This window comes from Agromyces sp. NPDC127015 (assembly GCF_042725165.1).
GTDB classification, from domain to species: Bacteria; Actinomycetota; Actinomycetes; order Actinomycetales; family Microbacteriaceae; genus Agromyces; species Agromyces chromiiresistens.
On sequence record NZ_JBHXDI010000002.1, the window covers coordinates 546,315 to 565,424 of the forward strand.

A 19,110-nucleotide genomic window follows, 5' to 3' on the forward strand; every position below is an offset into this window, starting at 1 on the left:
GGACTGCATATACAGGCTTGCACAGTCGGATGCGCACGTCGATGTCTGCGTTCACGCCCGGCGCCTGCGACGACGGATCACGACGAAGGCGATCGCCGCCAGCCCGCCCCCGACGAGCAGCAGCGCGAGCGTCAGCCGCGCCTCGATCCCGTCGACACCGGTCGACGGGATCGGTGCGTCGAACCGGTTGTCGACCGTGATCGTCACCGCCTCGTCGGAGCCGACGACGACGGGGTTCGCCTCGGTGGCGCTCACCGTCACCTCGACGGCCCCTCCCGCGTCGGTCTCCTCGGCCCAGCAGTCGGCACCGACCGGCAGGTCGTCGAAGGTCTTCGTCTCGCCGGCCGTGATCGACACCGCCTCGTCGAGCGCGACGTAGTCGGGGTCGCCGTCGCCGCGGTCGAACACGCACATGACGGCGATCTCGAACGTCTTGCCGTCGGCCTGCCCGGTCGTGCCCGACACCGTCTTCTCGAGCGCGAGCGTGCCGGTCTCGAAGGTGTTGGTCGCCATGATCGTGAGGCGCTGGGCGGTGCCCTGCTCGACGACGATCGCCGCGTTGTCGTACGAGTCGAAGTCGACGCTCGACGCGGTCGCGCCGCCCGAATCGGTCTCGACACCGAAGCAGTGCGTGTCGAGCGGCAGTTGCACCGGGGCGCCCTCGGCGTCGACGATCTCGACCGTCTCACCGGCGGTGAGCTCGACCGGCGCGTCGTAGAGCGTCACGAGCTGGCCGGCCACCTCGACCTGGCAGGTCACCTGCACGGTGAAGACCGTGTCGGCCACCCACTCGGCCTCGGCGGCCTCGCCGTCGACCTCCTTCGCAAGTTCGACCGTTCCCTGCGAGAACTCGTTCACGAACCCGGCGGTGACGACGGTCTCGACGCCCTCCTCCGCCTGGTCGGCGATCGTGACGGTCACGGGCGCGGCCGGTTCGTCGGCGGCTCCTGCGTCGGTCTCGGTCACCACGCACTCGGCGCCGACGGGGATGCCGGCGATCGTGTCGCTCGTGAACGGGCCCTCGCCGCCGTCGCTCTCGACGACGAGCTCCTGGTCGACGACCGTCTGCTCCTCGTAGGTGCAGACCACCTGGAACCTGTACTCGCCCTCTGAGAACGCCGGGGCGCCTGGGCCCGCGACGTGCTTGAGCACGTTCAGCGCGCCCGTTCGGAAGTCGTTCACGATGTCGACCTCGATCGGCCCCTGCTCGTCCGCGTCGTCGCCGACGATGAAGGTGTCGGGGGTCACCGTCGACTCGGTCGCTCCGCCGTCGTCGACCTCGGCGACGGAGCACTCGGCGCCCGTCACGAGGTTCTCGACGAGCCAGACGTCGCCCGGGGCGTCCTTCGTGAGGGTGTGCGTGGCGTCGTAGACGACGTCGGGCACCGCTTGCGGGTGGGTGCAGATCATGCGCACGTCGAAGTCGCCGAAGGTACCACCCCATGCGTCGGCCCCGGAGCCGGTCACCGTCTTCACGACCTCGACCGAGCCGACCGGGTAGCGGTTCGTCACGGCGACGACCGTCACGAGTTCGTCGTCGACGTCGGGCTGCAGCGTGAAGTCGGCGCTCGTCACCGCCCCGAGGTCGTCATCGACGCCGTTCTGGGTCACCACGATCGTCGTGTCGGCGCCGCGCGACGCGGTCTCCTCGACGGTGCACTCGGAGCCGGCGGGCAGGCCGCTGAAGGTCTTCTCCTCGCCCGTGCGCAGCAGGAACTCCTCGTCGAGCACGGTCTCGCCGTCGAAGGTGCAGACGGCGGAGAAGCGGAACAGCAGGTCGGTCGTGATCGGGTCGCCGTTCTGGTCGACGGCGGCGGTCTCGACGGTCTTCGTGACCGTGAATCCGGCGTCGGGGAAGACGTTCGTCACCGTGATCGTGATGGGCGTCTCACCGCCGTCGACGACGACGGGGTCGTCGGCGGTCGCGCTGATCTCGATGGCCCAGGCGCCCTGCCCGTCGGGCTCTTCGGCGAAGCAGTCCGACCCGATCGGGATGTCGCCGAGCGTCGCCTGCTCACCGCCCTGCAGCTCGACCGGCTCCTGATCGTAGGTCACGATCGGGTCGTTCGCGGGCCCCCGGTCGAGCGTGCAGGTCACGAGGATCTCGAACGTCTTGCCCTCGGCGTACGAGGCCGCGTCGCCGTCGAGCTCCTTCTCGATCACGAGGTCGGCGAGGTCGAAGGTGTTCGTCGCGGTGATCGCGAGCTCCTGCACCTCGTCGCCCTCCTCGGCGACGACGATGACCGCGTCGTCGAACGAGTCGAAGTCGACGCTCGAGTCGGTCGCTCCGCCGTCGTCGGTCTCCTCGCCCCAGCAGTGCGTGCCGACCGGCAGCAGCAGCGGGTCGCCCGTCGCCGCGTCGGTGACCGTGACGGTCTCGCCGCTTCCCGTCACCTCGACGTCGCCGTCGAAGAGCGGGTCGCCGCCGTCGGTGAGCGCGCAGGTGACATGCACCGTGTAGGTCGCGTCGACGAAGTCGGGGTCGTCGGATGCCTCGCCGGCGAGCTCCTTCGTCACCGAGACCGTGCCCGCCGAGAAGTGGTTGTCGAGTTCAGCGGTCGCGACCTGCGCCACCCCGTCGGCCTCGTCGGGGATCGTCACCGCCACCGGTTCGGGCAGCGCGTCGGCGCCGCCGCCGTCGGTCTCGGTGACGACGCACTCGGTGCCGACGGGCAGTCCGGTGACGGTGTCGCTCGTGAGGGGCCCGGCCGTTCCGTCGCCCGTGACCGCGAGCGTGCCCTCGCCGACCGTCTCTCCGTCGTACGTGCACACGTAGCCGAACGCGAAGTCGACGCCCTCGCTGAAGCCAGCACCCGGGCCCGACACCGTCTTCTCGACGTCGAAGCCGCCCACGCGATAGTCGTTCGCGACCGTGACCTCGACGGGGTCGCCCTCGTCGCCGGCGACACCGATCACGACCGGTTGGGACGGAGTGATCGTCACCTCGGTCGCGCCGCCGGCGTCGGGCTCGGTCACGGTGCACTCGGCGCCCGTCGGCAGGTTTCCGACCGTCCAGGTCTCGCCGTCGGCGATCGTGCGGGTGTCGTCGTAGACCGGGTTCGCGGTCGCCTCGTCCCAGGTGCAGACGAGCCGCACCTCGAACACGTCGGCGGCCCAGGCCTCGGCGCCCGCGCCGGTGACGTCCTTCGTGATCGCGATCGAGCCCACCGTGTAGGTGTTCGTCACTGCGACGAGCGTCGCGTGCATGTTGTCGCCGTCGGGCTGGATCGCGAAGTCGACCAGGTACCCGTCGACGCTCTGCGTCTCCTCGCCGTACTCGGTCACGACGATCGTCGTGCCGGTCGAGCCGCCCGCGTCGGTCTCGACGACGGTGCAGTCGGCACCGACCGGGAGGGCGGCGAACTCCTTCGCCTCCCCCTCGTGCAGCGTGAACGTGCGGTCGGCCTCGGGCACGACCTCCTCGCCGAGGAAGGTGCAGCTCGCGGTGAATGCGAACTCGGGGTCGTACGCGATCGGGTTGCCGTCCTGGTCGACGGCACCGCCGTCGACCACCGCCTTCTCGACCGAGAACCCGCCCAGCTGGTAGGTGTTCGTGACCGTCACCTGCGCGAGGTCGCCGTCGGCGGGGGCCCCGTGGTGCACGTTCTCGAGCCCGCTGAGGTCCCGCTTCGCCTCGACGGCGCCCGACCGCGTCGGGTCGCCCGCATCGGCGGGGTCGTACGTCACGGTCGAACCCTGCGAAGGCACCTCCTGCACGCTGCACTCGGAGTAGAGGGGCAGGTTCGTGCCCGTGCCGTAGTCGACGACGGTGCCGTCGGCCGGCACGGTCGCCGGGGGCACCGGCTGCCCGTCGGCGCCGACGAGGTTCACCGTCTCGCCGCCCGAGGTGCACTGCACCGTGAAGTCGTACGAGTCGGGCAGCGGAGCGGTGTCCGGCCAGTCCGCCGGCACGTCGACCGCCTTCTCGAGCGCGATCTCGCCCGTCGGCACCGCGATGCCCGAACGCACCGGCTCGACCGGACCCTGGTAGATCTCCGCCCCGTTGAAGTCGGCGCGCGAGCCCGCCGCGACCGCGTTCCAGGCGATCGGCAGGCCGCTGTCGACCGCGGCCGGGGTGGAGTACGGCGTCCGGGTGTCGAAGGCGAGCTGGCCGGTGGCGCCCGGGGCGAGCCCTTCGCCTTCGGGCCAGGTCACGACCGCCTTCATCGCCTTCGCCTGGGCCAGCTCGGCCGCCGGCGTCGCGCTGTCGAACGCGATCCAGTCGCGGGTGCTGACATCGGGGTAGCACGGGTCGCTCGTCGGCATGGCGCCGGCGCGAGCGCTCCACTCGATGTCCTTGGCATTGCAGGCGCGGTTCGGCACCGTCGTCAGGTAGTACGTGGTCAGCACCGCGCCTGCCGTGGGACCGGCCGGCGGGATCTGCACGTTGCCGAGGAAGATCGGCGACCACTGCGACCCGCGGGCCGTTCCGACCGTGACGCCCGTGTCGCCCGGCGCCGGCAGCACATCGATGCCCGCGACCGACTCGGCGGCGATGTTGCCGAGGTTGCGGAAGGTGAGCAACCACGTCGCGACACCGCCGGGGCGGGTGATCGGCACGCAGTTGTTGCGGTAGTAGCCGGCCACCGTGGAGTTGGGCTCGGCGCAGCCCTCGGCCGGGCCGGTGTTGTTGAGCACCCCGAGGTCGTCGTAGTTCGCATCGCCGGAAGCGGCCCCCGGCACGCCCGCGGCGGTGCCCTTCACCGACTTGAGGAGCGTGATCGGCGCGGCCGCGGTCGGGTTCACGGTGGTGTTCGACGCGCAGCTCTCGACCTCGGTCGCCTGCGGATTCGTGATCGTGCCGAGGCTCGTCGAGTCGCACGTGTCGAAGATGCGGTCGCTCGTCGCGGTGACGGTGTTCCCGACGGGCGTGCCCGGGGGGAGACCAGGGCGGAACTGCAGCGCAGCGGAGATCAGGAGCCGGTCGCCCGGGTTGAAGACGAACCCGTCGGGCACCGTGATCGTGACGAGTCCGGTCGTGGTGTCGAGGTCACCGGCGAACCCGGATGCGTCGAGAACCGTGCCGTCGGCGGCGGTCAGCGTGAACCCGAACGTCGGGGTGACGGTCGGGCTCGGCACGAGCAGCGAGCCGCCAGCGTCGGTCGCGACCTGGTCGGTGAGCTCGAGCCCCGTGATCGGCCACTGCCCGGTGTTCGTGACCGTCATCTTGTACGGGATCGTGCCCGATGGCGGGAACTGCTGCGAGGCGGAACCGTCGCTTCCGTTGCCCGGCGTCTTGACGACACTGATGCCGTTCGCGAGGTGCTTCAGCACGGTCTCGTCGGTCGCGTCGGCGTCGGCCGACCACTGCGTGCCGCCGTCGGTCGTCCACGATCCTTCGCCGTGCACATCGACCGTGTCGGTCGTGGTGCCTGGCGCGGTCTCGCCCGGGGCGACCGGCACGTCGATACCCGGTTGGGTCGTCGGGACGGGCACATCGGTCTCGCCGCCGGGCCCGTACCGCAGATCGACGAGCTGGTTCGCCGTGAGCGCGATCGGCACGATCGGGTTGATCGGGTTCTCCCAGTTCGAGGCCGCGTCGTCGACGCGGAACTCGAAGCGCAGGCCGAGCACCTCGCCCTCGGCGACCCCGCTGGGCAGCACGGGCAGGACGCTGCCGCCCGAGTCGGCCGTCTGCCACTCGCCGACGGTCCAGCAGGCTGTCAGGTCGGTCGAACCCTCGCAGGCCTGGCTCAGCACGTTCGTGCCCGTGTCGAAGGCGTATTCGACGCCGGTGAGCGCGGAGACCCGGACCTGGCGGACCGGACTCGGAAGGGTCGCCTGCGGGAACGACGCCAACTCGAACTGGTTCCAGAACGTCGGGTCGTCGTCGGTGATCGTGAGCACGGTCGTGCGCACGTTGCCGGTCGGCTGGCCCGTGAGCGTGATCGTGTAGCCCTCGCGCGGCTCGTTCTCGACCCGGTCGTTCGGGTCGGCCGAGGTCGACGGCGTCACGATGTCCTTCGTCGCCACCACGCCGTAGCTCGCGGCGGCGAACGGCAGCGTGTCGGTGGCCGTGCCGGCAGCGGTGTCGATGTCGGCGTCGTCGCCCGGCCGCTGCACCTCGGCGCCCGCGACGTTCGTCGCGATGTCGGCCGTCGTCACCGGGTTCGCCGGATTGCTGCGCTCCGTCTTGCGCAGCTGGAAGGTGAGCACGACCGACGCGGTCGCCTTGGACTCGATCGCGACGTCGTCGGCGTCGGTGTGCACGACCGAGAAGCCGATCACGTCGGCGAGGTCGGCCGGCGCGAGGGCGAGGGCCTCGGCGATCGTGTAGTCGGTGGTGGCTCCCCCTTCCCGGGTGAGGGTCACCGTCGATTCGGTCGCAGCCTCGGGCACCGAGATCGTGTCGATCGCGAAGAGGTTCAGGAACTCGTACGCGTTCGTCGCGCCCCCGGGGGCCGGGTCGGTGATGGTGAGGGTCTGCACCTCGGCTTCGGTCTCGTTCCGCGCGGTGATCGTCGCGTTCACGAGCGGGTAGGTGTCGGCGGGCGTCGTGACCGGCGGGATGGGCAGGTTGTCCTGGTCGAACTGCTTCGTGACCGACACGTTCACCGTGGAGTCGAGGATCGTGATGAGGTCGGAGTCCGTCTGGGTGATCGGCTGCGACCCCTCCCCCTCGATCTCGGCCGTGTTGTCGACCACTCCGGGCTGACCGGAGTTGAAGTCCTCGGCGTGGAGGGTGCCCGTCACCGGGCCGCCGTCGCTGCGCTTGAAGTCGCGCAGCTCGAAGACGAGGTCGAGGTCGCGATCGTGGTCGTAGGAGGTTGCGACGCCCGAGCCCGAGGTGGGCTGCCCGGCGCCGCCGCGGGCCGAGCCCTCGGCGTAGGTGAGGCGCACGGCCCTCGTCGAGGCGACCTCACCGTCGTCGAGCGTGTAGCCGGGGAACGCACCGTCGCAGTCGGCCGCCGTCGCGCACGCCTTGCTCGTGATGTCGACCCACTCGCCGGTGCCGGCGGCGTCGTCGAACTCGAACAGCTCGACCTTCGACACCCGGTCGTACTGCATCGACGGGTCGAGGCTCGCGTCGATCGGTGCGATCTCGACCAGGTTCCATGCATCGAAGGCCGAGCTCGCGATCGCCGCATCGTCGTAGCCGGGCCCGGCGGTCGGGTCGTCGGTGATCGCGACGGTGTCGAACGGCAGGCCCTCGGTCGACCACGAGATGCGGGCGGTGCGCCGGTCGCCGCTGAACGCGAAGAGCGGATCGGCCGGGTCGACGATCCAGTGCTTCTCGAAGAGATCGGGGCCTTCGCCGCCGTCGATCGGGTTGAGGTCGATCGCGTCGCCGTCGGTCGCGGTGTTGTCGTCGGGCGTGACGTCGTTGTCGTTGTGCACCTCGGAGCCGGCCAGGTTCGGCACCGTCAGCGGGTCGGCCTCCGCCGCGGCATCCGCGACCGAGCCGGAACCGTCGCGGAACTGGTCGCGCGTCTCCACCGTGATCGAGGGCGCCACCTCGAAGCCGGGCGGCAGCAGCTCGCCCTCTTTCGGCGTGTAGACGAACTGGATGCCCTGGATCTGGTCCTGCGTGACCGGGGCGGTTCCGCCCGGCACCGCGAGCACGAGCGTCCCCTCGCCGTCGAGCTGGCCGCCGGGCAGCGGCAGCCATTCGCTGCCGTTCCAGTAGTTCACCTGGAGGTCCGCGTTCGCCGGCACCCCGGCCACGATCTGGGTGAGGTCGAACGTGTTCCAGAACGGATCGACGACGCCCGCCTGCGGGTCGGCCGGGTCGCTCACCACGAGCACGTCGGAGCCGACCGTCGATGCGTTCGCGCCCTGGTCGTTCACGTGCGCGATGAAGCTGACGTCGGTCGTCGAGCCCGGCACGGCCCACTGCGAGTCGCGGGCGATGTTCTTGTCGATCGTCGTCGAGACCCGCCCCGGCTGCCGGGTGACGTCATCGCTCGCCGAGTCGTCGCCGCTCTTGCCCGTCTGGTCGGTGACGATCGAGGTCGTCTCGTTGGTGGTCGTGACGTCCTCGCCGTCGACGGGCTGCGCGACGACGTCGAACGGCACGGTCGCCGTGCCGTTCTGGATGATTGGTCCCGTGAAGGTGACGGTGAAGCCGACCACCTCGCTCGCGCCTTCGAGCTCGGGGTCGGGCAGCGTGTTCGCGGTGTCGGCCGTGAGCGTCTCGGTCTGCCCGTCGGCGTACACGTACGTCACCGTCGCACCGGTCGCGTTCGGCGGCCACACGACACCGCTCGTGAAGCCGGCGAACGTGAGCCCCTGGTCGGCGAGATCGGGCTGCCCCGGCGTGGGCTCCTGGATGACCATCTCGGTCACCGGCCGGAAGCCGTTGGTCGCCTCGATCGTCGCGGTGGTCCGCTGCCCGGCGAGCAGGTTCGGATTGGCGAAGTTCTTCGTGACCTCGACGAACGGGCCGGTGTTCGAGATGACGACATCGCCGGGCGCCGTCTTCGGCGGGCTCGCGGTGTCGTGCACCACGACGTTCGACGACGCCGTGTTCGGCACGTCGACCGACTGGTCGATCGGGATGTCGAGCACGGCGTCGTTCGTCACGGCGCCGATGCCGATCTCGGCGGGCTCGTCGCCCGACGGCGGCAGCTGGTCGCCCGTCGACGAGCTGAACGTGAAGCGGAGTCCCTTCACGTCTTCCTGCGGCACCCCCACCGGGATGCCGGAGGGATCGGCCGGGATCGGCCCCGGCCCGTACGCCGACGTCCAGTTGCCGTCGGCGTCGAGCCATTCGATCTCGACCTGGTCGGCGCCGGCGGGCGGGGTGATCGAGGTGATGCCGGTGAAGTCGAAGTAGCCGTCGAACGGGCTCGCGACGCCGTCGGCCGGGTCCTGCACGACGATCTCGTCGACCGACCGGTTCGAGGCGTTGCCGCCGCCGATCGTGTAGTCGACCGGCTGGCCGGGCAGCGCGGGCACGCCGGGGGTGCCGTCGGGCTGGTGATCGTCGACCGATTTCGTGACGGTCGAATCGAGCACCTCGGGCACCTCGATGGTGATGGCCTCGCCGTCCTCGACGGTGAGCGCGTTGTCGGCGGTCGCCGTCGCGGTGTTGACGATTTCGGCGTCGTTGTAGTCAGCGCTGATGTCGGCGGGGATCTGCACGAAGACCGTGACCGTCGCCTTCGACCCGGCGGGTTGGCCGGTGCCCGCCGATCCGTCGGTCGTGAAGTCGACGGTGAAGTCGGAGCCGTCGACGGCGACCGTCGAGCTGCCGCCGCCGAAGACCTCGACGGGCGGCTCGATCGACGGGTCGAAGACGAGCGGGGCGGGCAGCGTGTCGTTCAGTTCGGCGTTGACGCACGTGTCGACGAGGTTGCTGTTGCAGGTCAGCTCGATCGTGTAGCTGAACTGGTCACCCGGCGCGTAGGGCGAGTTGTTCGGGTTGATCGACTTCGTGACGATGAACTCGGCATCGTCGGGTGCCGCGAACGCCGGCGCGGCCGCCGGTGCCGCAAGCCCAACCGCCATGAGTATCGCGGCGACCCCCGCGAGCGTACGACGGACGATCGACATCTACTCCCCCTGCCCGCGGCCGTCGGGACCGCTTCGGGCGCACGGTAGAGCGCGTGCACCCGAATCCGACCCTATCGGCGGGAGAAGTCCCGGGGAACCCCGGGGAGATCAGCCGAGCAGGTCGTGCAGCTGCACGATCTCGTCGCGCCCCGGGCCGACGCCGATGGCCGAGATGCGCGACCCGCTCATCGCCTCGAGCTCGCGCACGTACGCCTGCGCGTTCGCGGGAAGGTCGGCGAACTCGCGCGCGCCCGAGATGTCCTCGCTCCAGCCGGGGAACTCCTCGTAGACCGGCTTCGCGTGGTGGAAGTCGCTCTGCGAAACGGGCACCTCGTCGAACCGCTCGCCGTCGACGTCGTAGGCGACGCAGACGGGGATCTTCTCGACGCCGGTGAGCACGTCGAGCTTCGTGAGCACGAAGTCGGTGACGCCGTTGATGCGCGAGGCGTAGCGCGCGATCGGCGCGTCGTACCAGCCGGTGCGGCGCTTGCGGCCCGTGGTCGTGCCGAACTCGTGCCCCTGCTCGGTGAGGAAGTCGCCCCACTCGTCGAAGAGCTCGGTCGGGAAGGGACCCGCGCCGACGCGCGTCGTGTAGGCCTTCACGACCGCGATGACGCGGTCGATGCGGTTCGGGGCGATGCCCGACCCGGTCACGGCGCCACCGCTCGTCGCGTTCGACGAGGTGACGAACGGGTAGGTGCCGTGGTCGACGTCGAGCATCGTCGCCTGGCCGCCCTCGAAGAGCACGGTCTCGCCCGCCTCGAGCGCACGGTGCAGCAGCAGAGACGTGTCGGTGACCATGGGACGGAGCCGGTCGACGTAGGAGAGCAGTTCGTCGACGATCTCGTCGACGCCGATCGCCCGCCGGTTGTAGACCTTCACGAGCAGGTGGTTCTTCTGGTCGAGCGCGCCCTCGACCTTCTGCCGCAGGATGTTCTCGTCGAACAGGTCTTGCATGCGGATGCCGACGCGGTTGATCTTGTCGGCGTACGACGGCCCGATGCCGCGCCCGGTCGTGCCGATCTGGCGCTTGCCGAGGAAGCGCTCGGTGACCTTGTCGAGGGTGCGGTGGTACTGGGTGATGAGGTGCGCGTTGGCCGAGACCCGCAGCTTCGAGACATCCACCCCGCGGGCCTCGAGGCCCTCGAGCTCTTCGAACAGCACCTCGACGTCGACCACGACGCCGTTGCCGATGACCGGCGTCACGCCGGGCGTCAGGATGCCGGACGGCAGCAGGTGCAGCGCGTACTTCTCTTCGCCGACGACCACGGTGTGACCCGCGTTGTTGCCGCCGTTGAACTTGACGACGTAGTCGAGGCGCGAGCCGAGCAGGTCGGTCGCCTTGCCCTTGCCCTCGTCGCCCCACTGTGCACCGATGAGTACGGCTGCGGGCATGTCAGTGCTCTCCTTCTGCCGGCGCCTCGGCCGGGACGATCGTGATGAGCTGCGTCGGCGTGAACTCGCTCGCGATGCGGGCGGGTGCTTCGGCGTCGGCACTGCGCAGCTCTTCGGCAAGCGCCTCGGCCTGCTCGGCGAGGCCGAGCGACTCGGCCGCCCGACGCTGCGTGTCGAGCGCGCGAAGGTAGGCGCGGTTGGGCTCGTCGGCCCACGACACCGCAGCCCCCGGCTGCCAGCCGGCACCCGTCAATTGCGCGCGGGCGAGTTCGGCGGATGCCGCGGCGAACGCGTAGGCCTCGAGGGAGCGCCCCTCGGAGTCGGCGAGGTCGGCGAGCTCGGCCCAGGCCAGCGGCGATGCAGGATGCTCCGAGACCACTGCCGCGACCGAGGCGCGATCGGCCTCGGCGAGCGCCCGACGGACCTCGGGTTCGTCGGCGAGCGCCGCGTCGGCCCCCGGGGCTGCTTCTGCTGGAGTCACACTCCACCTTATCGCGGGCGGTTTTCAGGTGACGTGAGGCGCTCGGAGACGCCACGAGGGGCCGGACCTTGCGGCCCGGCCCCTCGCATGCTGCGGACTCAGCGCATCACTTCACGACGTTGAAGGCGTTGACGTTGCCCGCACCGTAGAACCCGTTGCGCTCGCCGCCCGTGCAGGTCGCCTCGTAACCCGGGAGGTTGGGAACCGGGTTGTAGACACCGTCGGGGCAGGCGATCGGGGTCGCCGTGCGCTCGAGGAACGAGGCGAGCTGGCCGGGGGTCATGCCCGGGTGGGCCGACACGGCGAGTGCGGCGACACCGGCCGCGTGCGGCCCGGCCATCGAGGTGCCCTGCTTGTAGCCCCACCCGTTCGTCTTCGTGACCGTGTTGAAGGTCGACGAGAGCACCGCGTCCGCGGCGATCGACGGCGCTCCGCCGTTGCGGAAGCGGGCGTCGCCGCCGGGAGCCGTCACGTCGACGACGCCCTGGCCGTACGACGAGTAGTAGGCCTTCTGCTCGGTCGGGCCGACGGCCGAGACCGTCACGACGCCAGGCGCCTCGGCCGGCAGGTCGCGGCACGCGCCGTTGATCGTGCGGTCCTCGACGGGATAGCTGCCGTCATTGGGGCTCGACGAGTCGACGAACTTGTGCTGCAGGTCGACGTTGCTGTTGCCGGCGGACGCGACGGTGAGCGTGCCCTGCGCCGACGAGTAGCGCAGCGCGCGCTGCACCGCCTGCCAGACCGGCCGCTGGCGCGGGTCGTTCACGCAGTTGAACTCCCACGGGTCGATGAAGTAGCTGTTGTTCGTGACGGGCATGCCGTGATCGGCGGCCCACAGGTAGCCGCAGATCGCCGCCTCGGGATAGATGTACCCGTCGTCGTTCACGACCTTGACCGAGGCGACCTTCACGCCCGGCGCGACACCGGCGATGCCGACGCCGTTGATCGCCGCGGCGATCGTGCCCGCGACGTGGGTGCCGTGGTCGGAGGTCGTGGGGTTCCACGCCGCCTCGCTCGTGTCGACCACGCCCCCGATGCACGAGGCGCTCTGGTCCTTCGCGATCTGCGTGGCCAGGTCGGGGTGGGTCGACGAGATGCCCGAGTCGAGCACGCCGACCACGACCGACGAGTCGCCGGTCGTCACCGCCTGCGCCTCGGCGACGTCGATCTGCCGCATGTCCCACTGCAGGCCCCAGAGCGGTTCGCCCGTCGGGTCTCCCGCGGCCTCGACGGTCGACGAGTCGACCGCGATCGTCTCGTCGTCGTCGACGAGGGTCGTGCCGAGGCCGTCGGTCGCGGCGACCCCGAGACCGCCGCCGACGCGCGACGCGAAGTCGGACGCCGTCGAACGCGCGAGCACGACCCCGATCTGGTCGTAGGCCGCGACCACGGTGCCGCCCGCGGCGGCGACGCGCTTCTGCGCGTCCTTCGTGTCGCCGCCCTGCGGACCCACCACGAGGTAGCTGTGCTCCTGGCCGTCTGCGACGGCCGGGGTACCGGCCGCACCGAGAAGGCCGATGGCGAGGGCGGCGGTACAGACCGCCGCTCCGATCACCTTGCGATTCATTCCCTGTCTCCTTCGAAGGGTCTGGATGCACGGTCGACCGCGTCGACCGGACCGGGCGGTTCGCGGGTTTGCGAGTGCAGCGGCTTCGTCGCCGACGCCCGCCCGGCTCCGCGAGCCTATCCGTACGGCACCGGTCGCGACAGTCCCCCGGTCTCCGGGGCGCGTCCCCCGCATGGCGCCCGAGCCGCGAGCGGCCGCGGCATCCGCGTCATCCGCGCGATGTCACGCACCCACCGGCGCAAGTAGGCTGGAGGGCATGTCGAAGGTCCTCACCTCCCTGCCCGTCGGCGAGCGCGTCGGCATCGCCTTCTCCGGAGGTCTCGACACCTCCGTCGCCGTCGCGTGGATGCGCGAGAAGGGCGCCGTGCCGTGCACGTACACGGCCGACCTCGGCCAGCCCGACGAGCCCGACGTCGAGGCCGTTCCCGGCCGCGCGCTCGAGTACGGCGCCGAGCTCTCGCGACTCGTCGACTGCCGCGCCGCACTCGTCGAAGAGGGCCTCGTCGCCCTCGCCTGCGGCGCGTTCCACATCCGCTCGGGCGGCAAGACGTACTTCAACACGACCCCGCTCGGTCGCGCGGTCACCGGCACGCTGCTCGTGCGCGCCATGATGGAGGACGGCGTCGACATCTGGGGCGACGGCTCGACCTACAAGGGCAACGACATCGAGCGGTTCTACCGCTACGGCCTCATGGCCAACCCGCGCCTGCGCATCTACAAGCCGTGGCTCGACTCGGCGTTCGTCACCGAGCTCGGCGGCCGCCAGGAGATGAGCGAGTGGCTGCAGGAGCGCGACCTCCCGTACCGCGCGAGCGCCGAGAAGGCGTACTCGACCGACGCGAACATCTGGGGTGCGACGCACGAGGCGAAGGTGCTCGAAGAGCTCAGCGCCGGCATCACGACCGTCGAGCCGATCATGGGCGTCAAGTTCTGGGACGACTCCGTCGAGATCGCGCCCGAAGACGTCACGGTGCGCTTCGAGGAGGGTCGTCCGGTCGCCCTCGACGGCGTGCGCTTCGACGACGCCGTCGAGCTCGTGCTCGAGGCGAACCGCATCGGCGGACGCCATGGGCTCGGCATGAGCGACCAGATCGAGAACCGCATCATCGAGGCGAAGTCGCGCGGCATCTACGAGGCCCCGGGCATGGCGCTCCTGCACCTCGCCTACGAGCGCCTGCTCAACGCGATCCACAACGAGGACACGATCGCGAACTACCACAACGAGGGCCGGCGCCTCGGCCGCCTCATGTACGAGGGGCGCTGGCTCGACCCGCAGTCGCTCATGCTGCGCGAGTCGATCGTGCGCTGGGTCGCGTCGGCCGTCACGGGCGAGGTCACGATTCGCCTCCGCCGCGGCGACGACTACACGATCATGAACACCGAGGGCCCCGCCTTCAGCTACCAGCCCGAGAAGCTCTCGATGGAGCGTGTGGGCGACGCGGCCTTCGGCCCCGAGGACCGCATCGGCCAGCTCACGATGCGCAACCTCGACATCGCCGACTCGCGCTCGCGCCTCGAGCAGTACGCGCACCTCGGCATCGTCGGCGGCACGACGGCCGCCCTCGTCGGCGACCTGGCCGAGGGCAGCGCCGCCGAGATCGCCGCCCCGGCCGACGACGCCGCGGATGCCGCGACCGACGCCGCGAACGAGGCGGCCGCGTTCGACCTCGGCACCGACTGACGCCCGGCCGTTCGAGTCGGTCGCTCCGACGAGGCCCGATTCGCGAGACGCGCACCGCCGAGTGCGTTCCGCGAGTCGGGCCTCGTCTGTGAAGCCCCTGAACTAACTTGCACACTCGTGTGCAAGTTCAGTATGCTCGAAGCATGCCGTCCGTCACCGACGCGGAGCGCCGCGCGCCCCGCAGGGACGCGGCCGAGAACCGCGAAGCCCTCCTCACCGCCGCATCCGCCGCGCTCGCGGCCGACCCCGAGGCATCCCTCGCGGCGATCGCCGCAGCCGCCGGCCTCACCCGCCGCTCCGTCTACGGCCACTTCGCCGGCCGCGACGAACTCGTGCTCGCCCTCGTCGAACGCGGCACCGCCCGACTCAACGCCGTCGCCGCGACGGTCGAGCACGACCGGGCCCCCGTCGCGATCGCCCTGCTCGGGTCGCGCCTCTGGGGCGTGGTCGAACACGTGCGACTGCTCGCCGGCATGGCGCTCACCGCCCCGTACGTCGAGCGGGTCGCTGCAGCCCTCGCCCCCGTGCGCGAACGCCTCGCCGCCCTCGTCGCCCGCGGCGTCGCCGACGGCAGCGTGCGCGACGACCTGCGCCCCGCGCTGCTCGCCCGCCTGATCGAGGAGGCGGCGCTCGCCGTGCTGCTCGAGGCCGGTCGCACCCGCCTGCCCGACGCCGAGGGACGGCGCGCCGTGATGCTCGCCGTGCTCGGCATCGCCGGACTCTCGTGGCGCGAGGCGGGCACCCTCATCGACACCACCCCCGAGCTCGCCATGGAGGAGCCGGCATGAGAATCGAACTCAGAGACGTCTCGAAGGGCCGCGCCGGCCAGGCGCTCGGCCCCACGTCGGTCGGCTTCGAATCGGGCCGGGCGACGCTCGCCCGCGCCGAGACCGAGCAGCGACCCACCGTGCTCGGCCTCATCGCCTCCGGTCGCATGCGGCCCGACGCCGGCGCCGTCACGATCGACGGCCGGGCGGATGCCTCGGCGATCCGCCGTCGCATCGCCCTCGTCGACGCACCCGAGGTGAGCGACCCTGCGCCGAACGTCACCGTCGCGGGCGTCGCCGCCGAAGAGCTCATGTTCGCGGGGGTCCCGTCGAACCCCGTGTCGGTCGCCCGCTGGCTCACCCAGCTCGGCCTCGACGACGTCGCCCGCACGCCGATCGCGAACGTCGACCCGCACGCGCGACTGCGCCTCCTGACCGAGCTCGCGCTGCTGCGCGACGGCGTCGAGGGTCTCGTCATCGTGTCGCCCGACCGCCACGGCGGCGACCCGATCGAGTGGTGGGGCCTCGCGAAGCAGCTCGCCGACCGCGGCTTCGCCGTGCTCGTCATCGCCGGCCACGCCTCGGCCGCCGCGATCGGGGCCGCCGCGATGATCGCCCGCATGCACGGGCCCGACTCGCCCGACGAGTTCGACGACTCCGACACCCTGCCGCTCGCCGAGGGAGGCATCGCGTGAAGATCCCCCAGATGATCGCCGCCGAGTTCCGCCGGCTCACCTCCACCAAGATGTCGGTGCTCGCGCTCCTCGCCCTCATCGCCGTGCCCGTGCTCTACGGGGGCCTCTACCTCTGGGCGAACCAGGACCCGTACGCGAAGTTCGCCGAGGTGCCCGTCGCCCTCGTCGTCGAGGACGAGGGCGTGGCCGCATCGACGAGCGCCACCGGCGAGGCCACCGAGGCGCGCAACGTCGGCGAGGAGATCGCCGACGAGCTCATCGCCGACGGTGCGTTCGACTGGCAGCGGGTCTCGGCCGAGGAGGCCGCGACCGGGCTCGACGAGTCGCGCTACGACTTCGCGATCACCTTCCCCGCCGACTTCTCCGACGCGCTCGCCTCGGTGCAGACCGACGCGCCCCGGCAGGCCGAGATCGTGCTGTCGACGAACGACGCGAACAGCTACCTCGCCGGCACGATCGGCAAGCAGGCGGTCGAGAAGATCCGCACGACCATCGCCGAGAAGGTCGGCGACGAGGCGGCCTCGACGCTGCTCGACTCCATCTCGACCATCCGCGGCAAGCTCGTCGACGCCGCCGACGGCGCGTCGCAGCTCACCGACGGCGCGGGGCGCGCGGTCGACGGGGCGGCGCAGCTCGCGACCGGCGCGACGCAGCTCGCCGACGGCAACGCGCAGCTCGCGACCGGTTCGGCCCAGCTCGAGACGGGAACGCAGCAACTGGCCGACGGCACCGCCCGGCTCGCCGACGGTTCGGCGACGCTCGCCGACGGCGCCGCCCAGGTGGCCGACGGCAACGCGCAGCTCGCGGCCTCGGCCGATCGGGTCGGCACCGCGGTCGCCGATGCCGCGGCGGCCGTGCCGCAGGCCCGCGCCGACATCGAGGCCGCGCTCGAGGCCCAGGGCCTCGACCAGGCGACGATCGACACCGTGCTCGCGAAGCTCGACGCGGTCGGCGATCGCATCACGACGGGCAACGAGAAGGTGCAGTCCGTCGTCGGCGACATCGACCGGCTCGCCGACGGCAGCGCACAGGTCGCCGCGGGCTCCGCCGACCTCGCGGCGGGTGCGAGCACCGCCGCCGACGGCGCAGCCAGGGCGGCGAGCGGCGCATCGCAGCTCGCCGACGGCGCGGCTCGGGCCGCCACCGGATCGGCGCAGCTGCGCGACGGCGTCGGCACGCTGCAGTCGGGCCTCGGCGAGCTCGCCGACGGCGCGGGGCAGCTGCGCGACGGGCTCGACGCCGGGGTCGACCAGATCCCCGACTCGAGCCAGTCGACCCGCGACGCGCAGGCCGCGACGATCGCCGACCCGATCACGCTCGAGACGAGCTCGATGGCCCAGGCGGGCAACTACGGCGCCGGGCTCGCCCCGTTCTTCGCGGCGCTCGCCGGCTGGATCGGCATCTACGCGCTCTTCCTCATCGTGAAGCCGATCTCGCGCCGGGCCGTCACCGCGCTCCACTCGCCGATCCGCATCACGCTCGCCGGCTGGCTCACGCCGGGCCTGCTCGGCGCGGTGCAGATGGCGGCGCTCTACCTCGTGCTCGCGTTCACCCTCGGGTTCCAGATGCACCATCCGCTCGGCGTCGTCGGCACGATGGTCTTCGCATCGGTGACGTACGCGGCGATCATCCTCGCGCTCAACGTCTGGCTCGGCTCGGTCGGCCAGTTCCTCGGCCTCGTGCTCATGGTGCTGCAGCTCGTGACGGCGGGCGGCACGTTCCCGTGGCAGACGCTGCCCGCACCCCTCGCGGCCCTGCACCACGTACTGCCCATGGGCTACGTCGTCGACGCGATGCGCCAGTTCATGTACGGCGGCGACCTGTCGCGAGCGGCGGGCGACTTCGGGGTGCTCGCAATCTGGCTCGTCGGCGCGCTCGTCGTCTCGGCGATCGGCGTCACCCGCATGACGCACTTCCGCACGCTGCGCGACCTGCAGCCGAGCCTCATCGGCTGAGTCCGGTCGAGCACGGATGCCTCGGGGCCGGCGTCGGCCCCGAGGCATCCACGTCTCACAACCAGTGCCGGGACTTGAAGATCAGGTACAGCACGTAGCCCGACACGAACATGAGCAGCAGGGCGAACGGGTAGCCGAAGACCCAGTGCAGCTCGGGAATGTGGTCGAAGTTCATGCCGTAGATGCCGGCGACGAGCGAGGGTGCGAAGAAGATGGCCGCCCAGCTCGAGATCTTCTTCGTCTGCTCGCTCTGCGCGATGCTCGCCTCGTTCTGCCGCTGCGCGACGAGCGTGGCGTGCACGCTCAACGCGTTGCGCAGCGTCTCGCGGTACTCGTCGACGCGCTCGGTGATGCGGATGACGTGGTCGAGCACGTCGCGGAACGCACGCCGAAGCTCGAGCTCGTCGCCCTCGGGATCGGCCGCCGCGTCGTCGCTCAGCTCCTCGCGGATCGCCTCGATCATCTCCCGCAGCGGCTTCACCGCGCGCTGGAACTCCATGACCTCGCCCGACAGGTCGTAGATGCGCTTCGCAACCGCCGCATCGCCGCTGAAGAGCTGCTCCTCGATCTCGTCGATGTCGTTCTCGAGGCCCGCGACGACGGGGGCGTACTCGTCGACGATCTGGTCGACGATCGCGTAGAGCACGCCGAGCGGGCCGCGGGCGAGCAGTTCGGGCGCGGCCTCGAGGCGTGCGCGCACGCGCCCCAGGTCGGGCTTCTCGGCGTGGCGGATCGCGACGACGAAGTCCCCGCCGACGAAGACGTGCACCTCGCCGAACTCGACCCGCTCATCGGCGTCGAGGTAGCGCGCGGGCCGCAGCACGACGAACCGGGTGTCGCCGTAGCGCTCGAGCTTCGCGCGCTGGTGGCCGGCGAGCGCGTCTTCGACCGCGAGCTCGTGCAGGCCGAACTCCTCGGCGACGACGCCGAGCTCGGCGGCATCGGGCCGGTAGAGGCCGATCCACGCGAAGCCGCCCGGGTGCCGCTCGAGCTCGTCGAACGTGTCGGCGAGCACCGCCGGCGAGACGGCGCGCCGACCGTCGACATAGACCGCGTTGTCGATGACCGTCACGG

At 71.1% G+C, this 19,110-nt stretch carries 9 protein-coding genes; 4 read left to right on the forward strand and 5 right to left on the reverse strand.

Going from position 1 to position 19,110, the window contains the following annotated elements:
- Positions 1-51: 51 nt before the first annotated feature.
- The 4 genes from ACFWGP_RS08785 to ACFWGP_RS08800 all read right to left on the reverse strand — a co-directional run bounded on the left by ACFWGP_RS08785 (position 52) and on the right by ACFWGP_RS08800 (position 12,938).
- Positions 52-9,495: a DUF5979 domain-containing protein gene (locus ACFWGP_RS08785; RefSeq protein ID WP_376930681.1), complete on the reverse strand. Its 9,444-nt coding sequence runs from the start codon at positions 9,493-9,495 to the stop codon at positions 52-54.
- Positions 9,496-9,603: 108 nt separating this feature from the next.
- A complete protein-coding gene (locus ACFWGP_RS08790; RefSeq protein ID WP_231429629.1) occupies positions 9,604-10,890 on the reverse strand; it encodes an adenylosuccinate synthase in 1,287 nt (428 codons plus the stop codon).
- Between the two features lies 1 nt (position 10,891).
- Positions 10,892-11,371 (reverse strand): DUF3151 family protein, encoded by a 480-nt coding sequence (locus ACFWGP_RS08795; protein WP_376930682.1) that lies wholly within the window; start codon positions 11,369-11,371, stop codon positions 10,892-10,894.
- A 106-nt stretch (positions 11,372-11,477) separates the two neighbouring features.
- Positions 11,478-12,938 (reverse strand): S8 family serine peptidase, encoded by a 1,461-nt coding sequence (locus ACFWGP_RS08800; protein ID WP_376930683.1) that lies wholly within the window; start codon positions 12,936-12,938, stop codon positions 11,478-11,480.
- Positions 12,939-13,194: 256 nt separating this feature from the next.
- Between ACFWGP_RS08800 and argG the strand changes: the two genes are divergently transcribed.
- The 4 genes from argG to ACFWGP_RS08820 all read left to right on the forward strand — a co-directional run bounded on the left by argG (position 13,195) and on the right by ACFWGP_RS08820 (position 18,036).
- On the forward strand, positions 13,195-14,619 hold the full coding sequence (gene argG / locus ACFWGP_RS08805) for an argininosuccinate synthase (protein WP_376930684.1): 1,425 nt from the start codon (positions 13,195-13,197) through the stop codon (positions 14,617-14,619).
- A gap of 143 nt (positions 14,620-14,762) precedes the next feature.
- On the forward strand, positions 14,763-15,407 hold the full coding sequence (locus tag ACFWGP_RS08810; RefSeq protein ID WP_376930685.1) for a TetR/AcrR family transcriptional regulator: 645 nt from the start codon (positions 14,763-14,765) through the stop codon (positions 15,405-15,407).
- Positions 15,404-16,081: a hypothetical protein gene (locus ACFWGP_RS08815; protein ID WP_231429622.1), complete on the forward strand. Its 678-nt coding sequence runs from the start codon at positions 15,404-15,406 to the stop codon at positions 16,079-16,081. Before ACFWGP_RS08810 ends, ACFWGP_RS08815 begins: the two co-directional genes overlap by 4 nt.
- Positions 16,078-18,036: a YhgE/Pip domain-containing protein gene (locus ACFWGP_RS08820; protein ID WP_275505189.1), complete on the forward strand. Its 1,959-nt coding sequence runs from the start codon at positions 16,078-16,080 to the stop codon at positions 18,034-18,036. Before ACFWGP_RS08815 ends, ACFWGP_RS08820 begins: the two co-directional genes overlap by 4 nt.
- A 55-nt stretch (positions 18,037-18,091) precedes the next feature.
- On the opposite strand, the gene ACFWGP_RS08825 is transcribed toward ACFWGP_RS08820, so the two are convergent.
- Positions 18,092-19,108, reverse strand: coding sequence for a magnesium and cobalt transport protein CorA (locus ACFWGP_RS08825; protein ID WP_231429620.1), 1,017 nt, complete (start codon positions 19,106-19,108; stop codon positions 18,092-18,094).
- Between the last annotated feature and the right edge of the window lie 2 nt (positions 19,109-19,110).

Bases quoted from the DNA above. Each gene is read 5' to 3' on its own strand.
- ACFWGP_RS08815 (WP_231429622.1), top strand. From the start codon at position 15,404: ATGAGAATCGAACTCAGAGACGTCTCGAAGGGCCGCGCCGGCCAGGCG.
- argG (WP_376930684.1), top strand. From the start codon at position 13,195: ATGTCGAAGGTCCTCACCTCCCTGCCCGTCGGCGAGCGCGTCGGCATC.
- ACFWGP_RS08785 (WP_376930681.1), bottom strand. From the start codon at position 9,495: ATGTCGATCGTCCGTCGTACGCTCGCGGGGGTCGCCGCGATACTCATG.
- ACFWGP_RS08800 (WP_376930683.1), bottom strand. From the start codon at position 12,938: ATGAATCGCAAGGTGATCGGAGCGGCGGTCTGTACCGCCGCCCTCGCC.
- ACFWGP_RS08790 (WP_231429629.1), bottom strand. From the start codon at position 10,890: ATGCCCGCAGCCGTACTCATCGGTGCACAGTGGGGCGACGAGGGCAAG.
- ACFWGP_RS08810 (WP_376930685.1), top strand. From the start codon at position 14,763: ATGCCGTCCGTCACCGACGCGGAGCGCCGCGCGCCCCGCAGGGACGCG.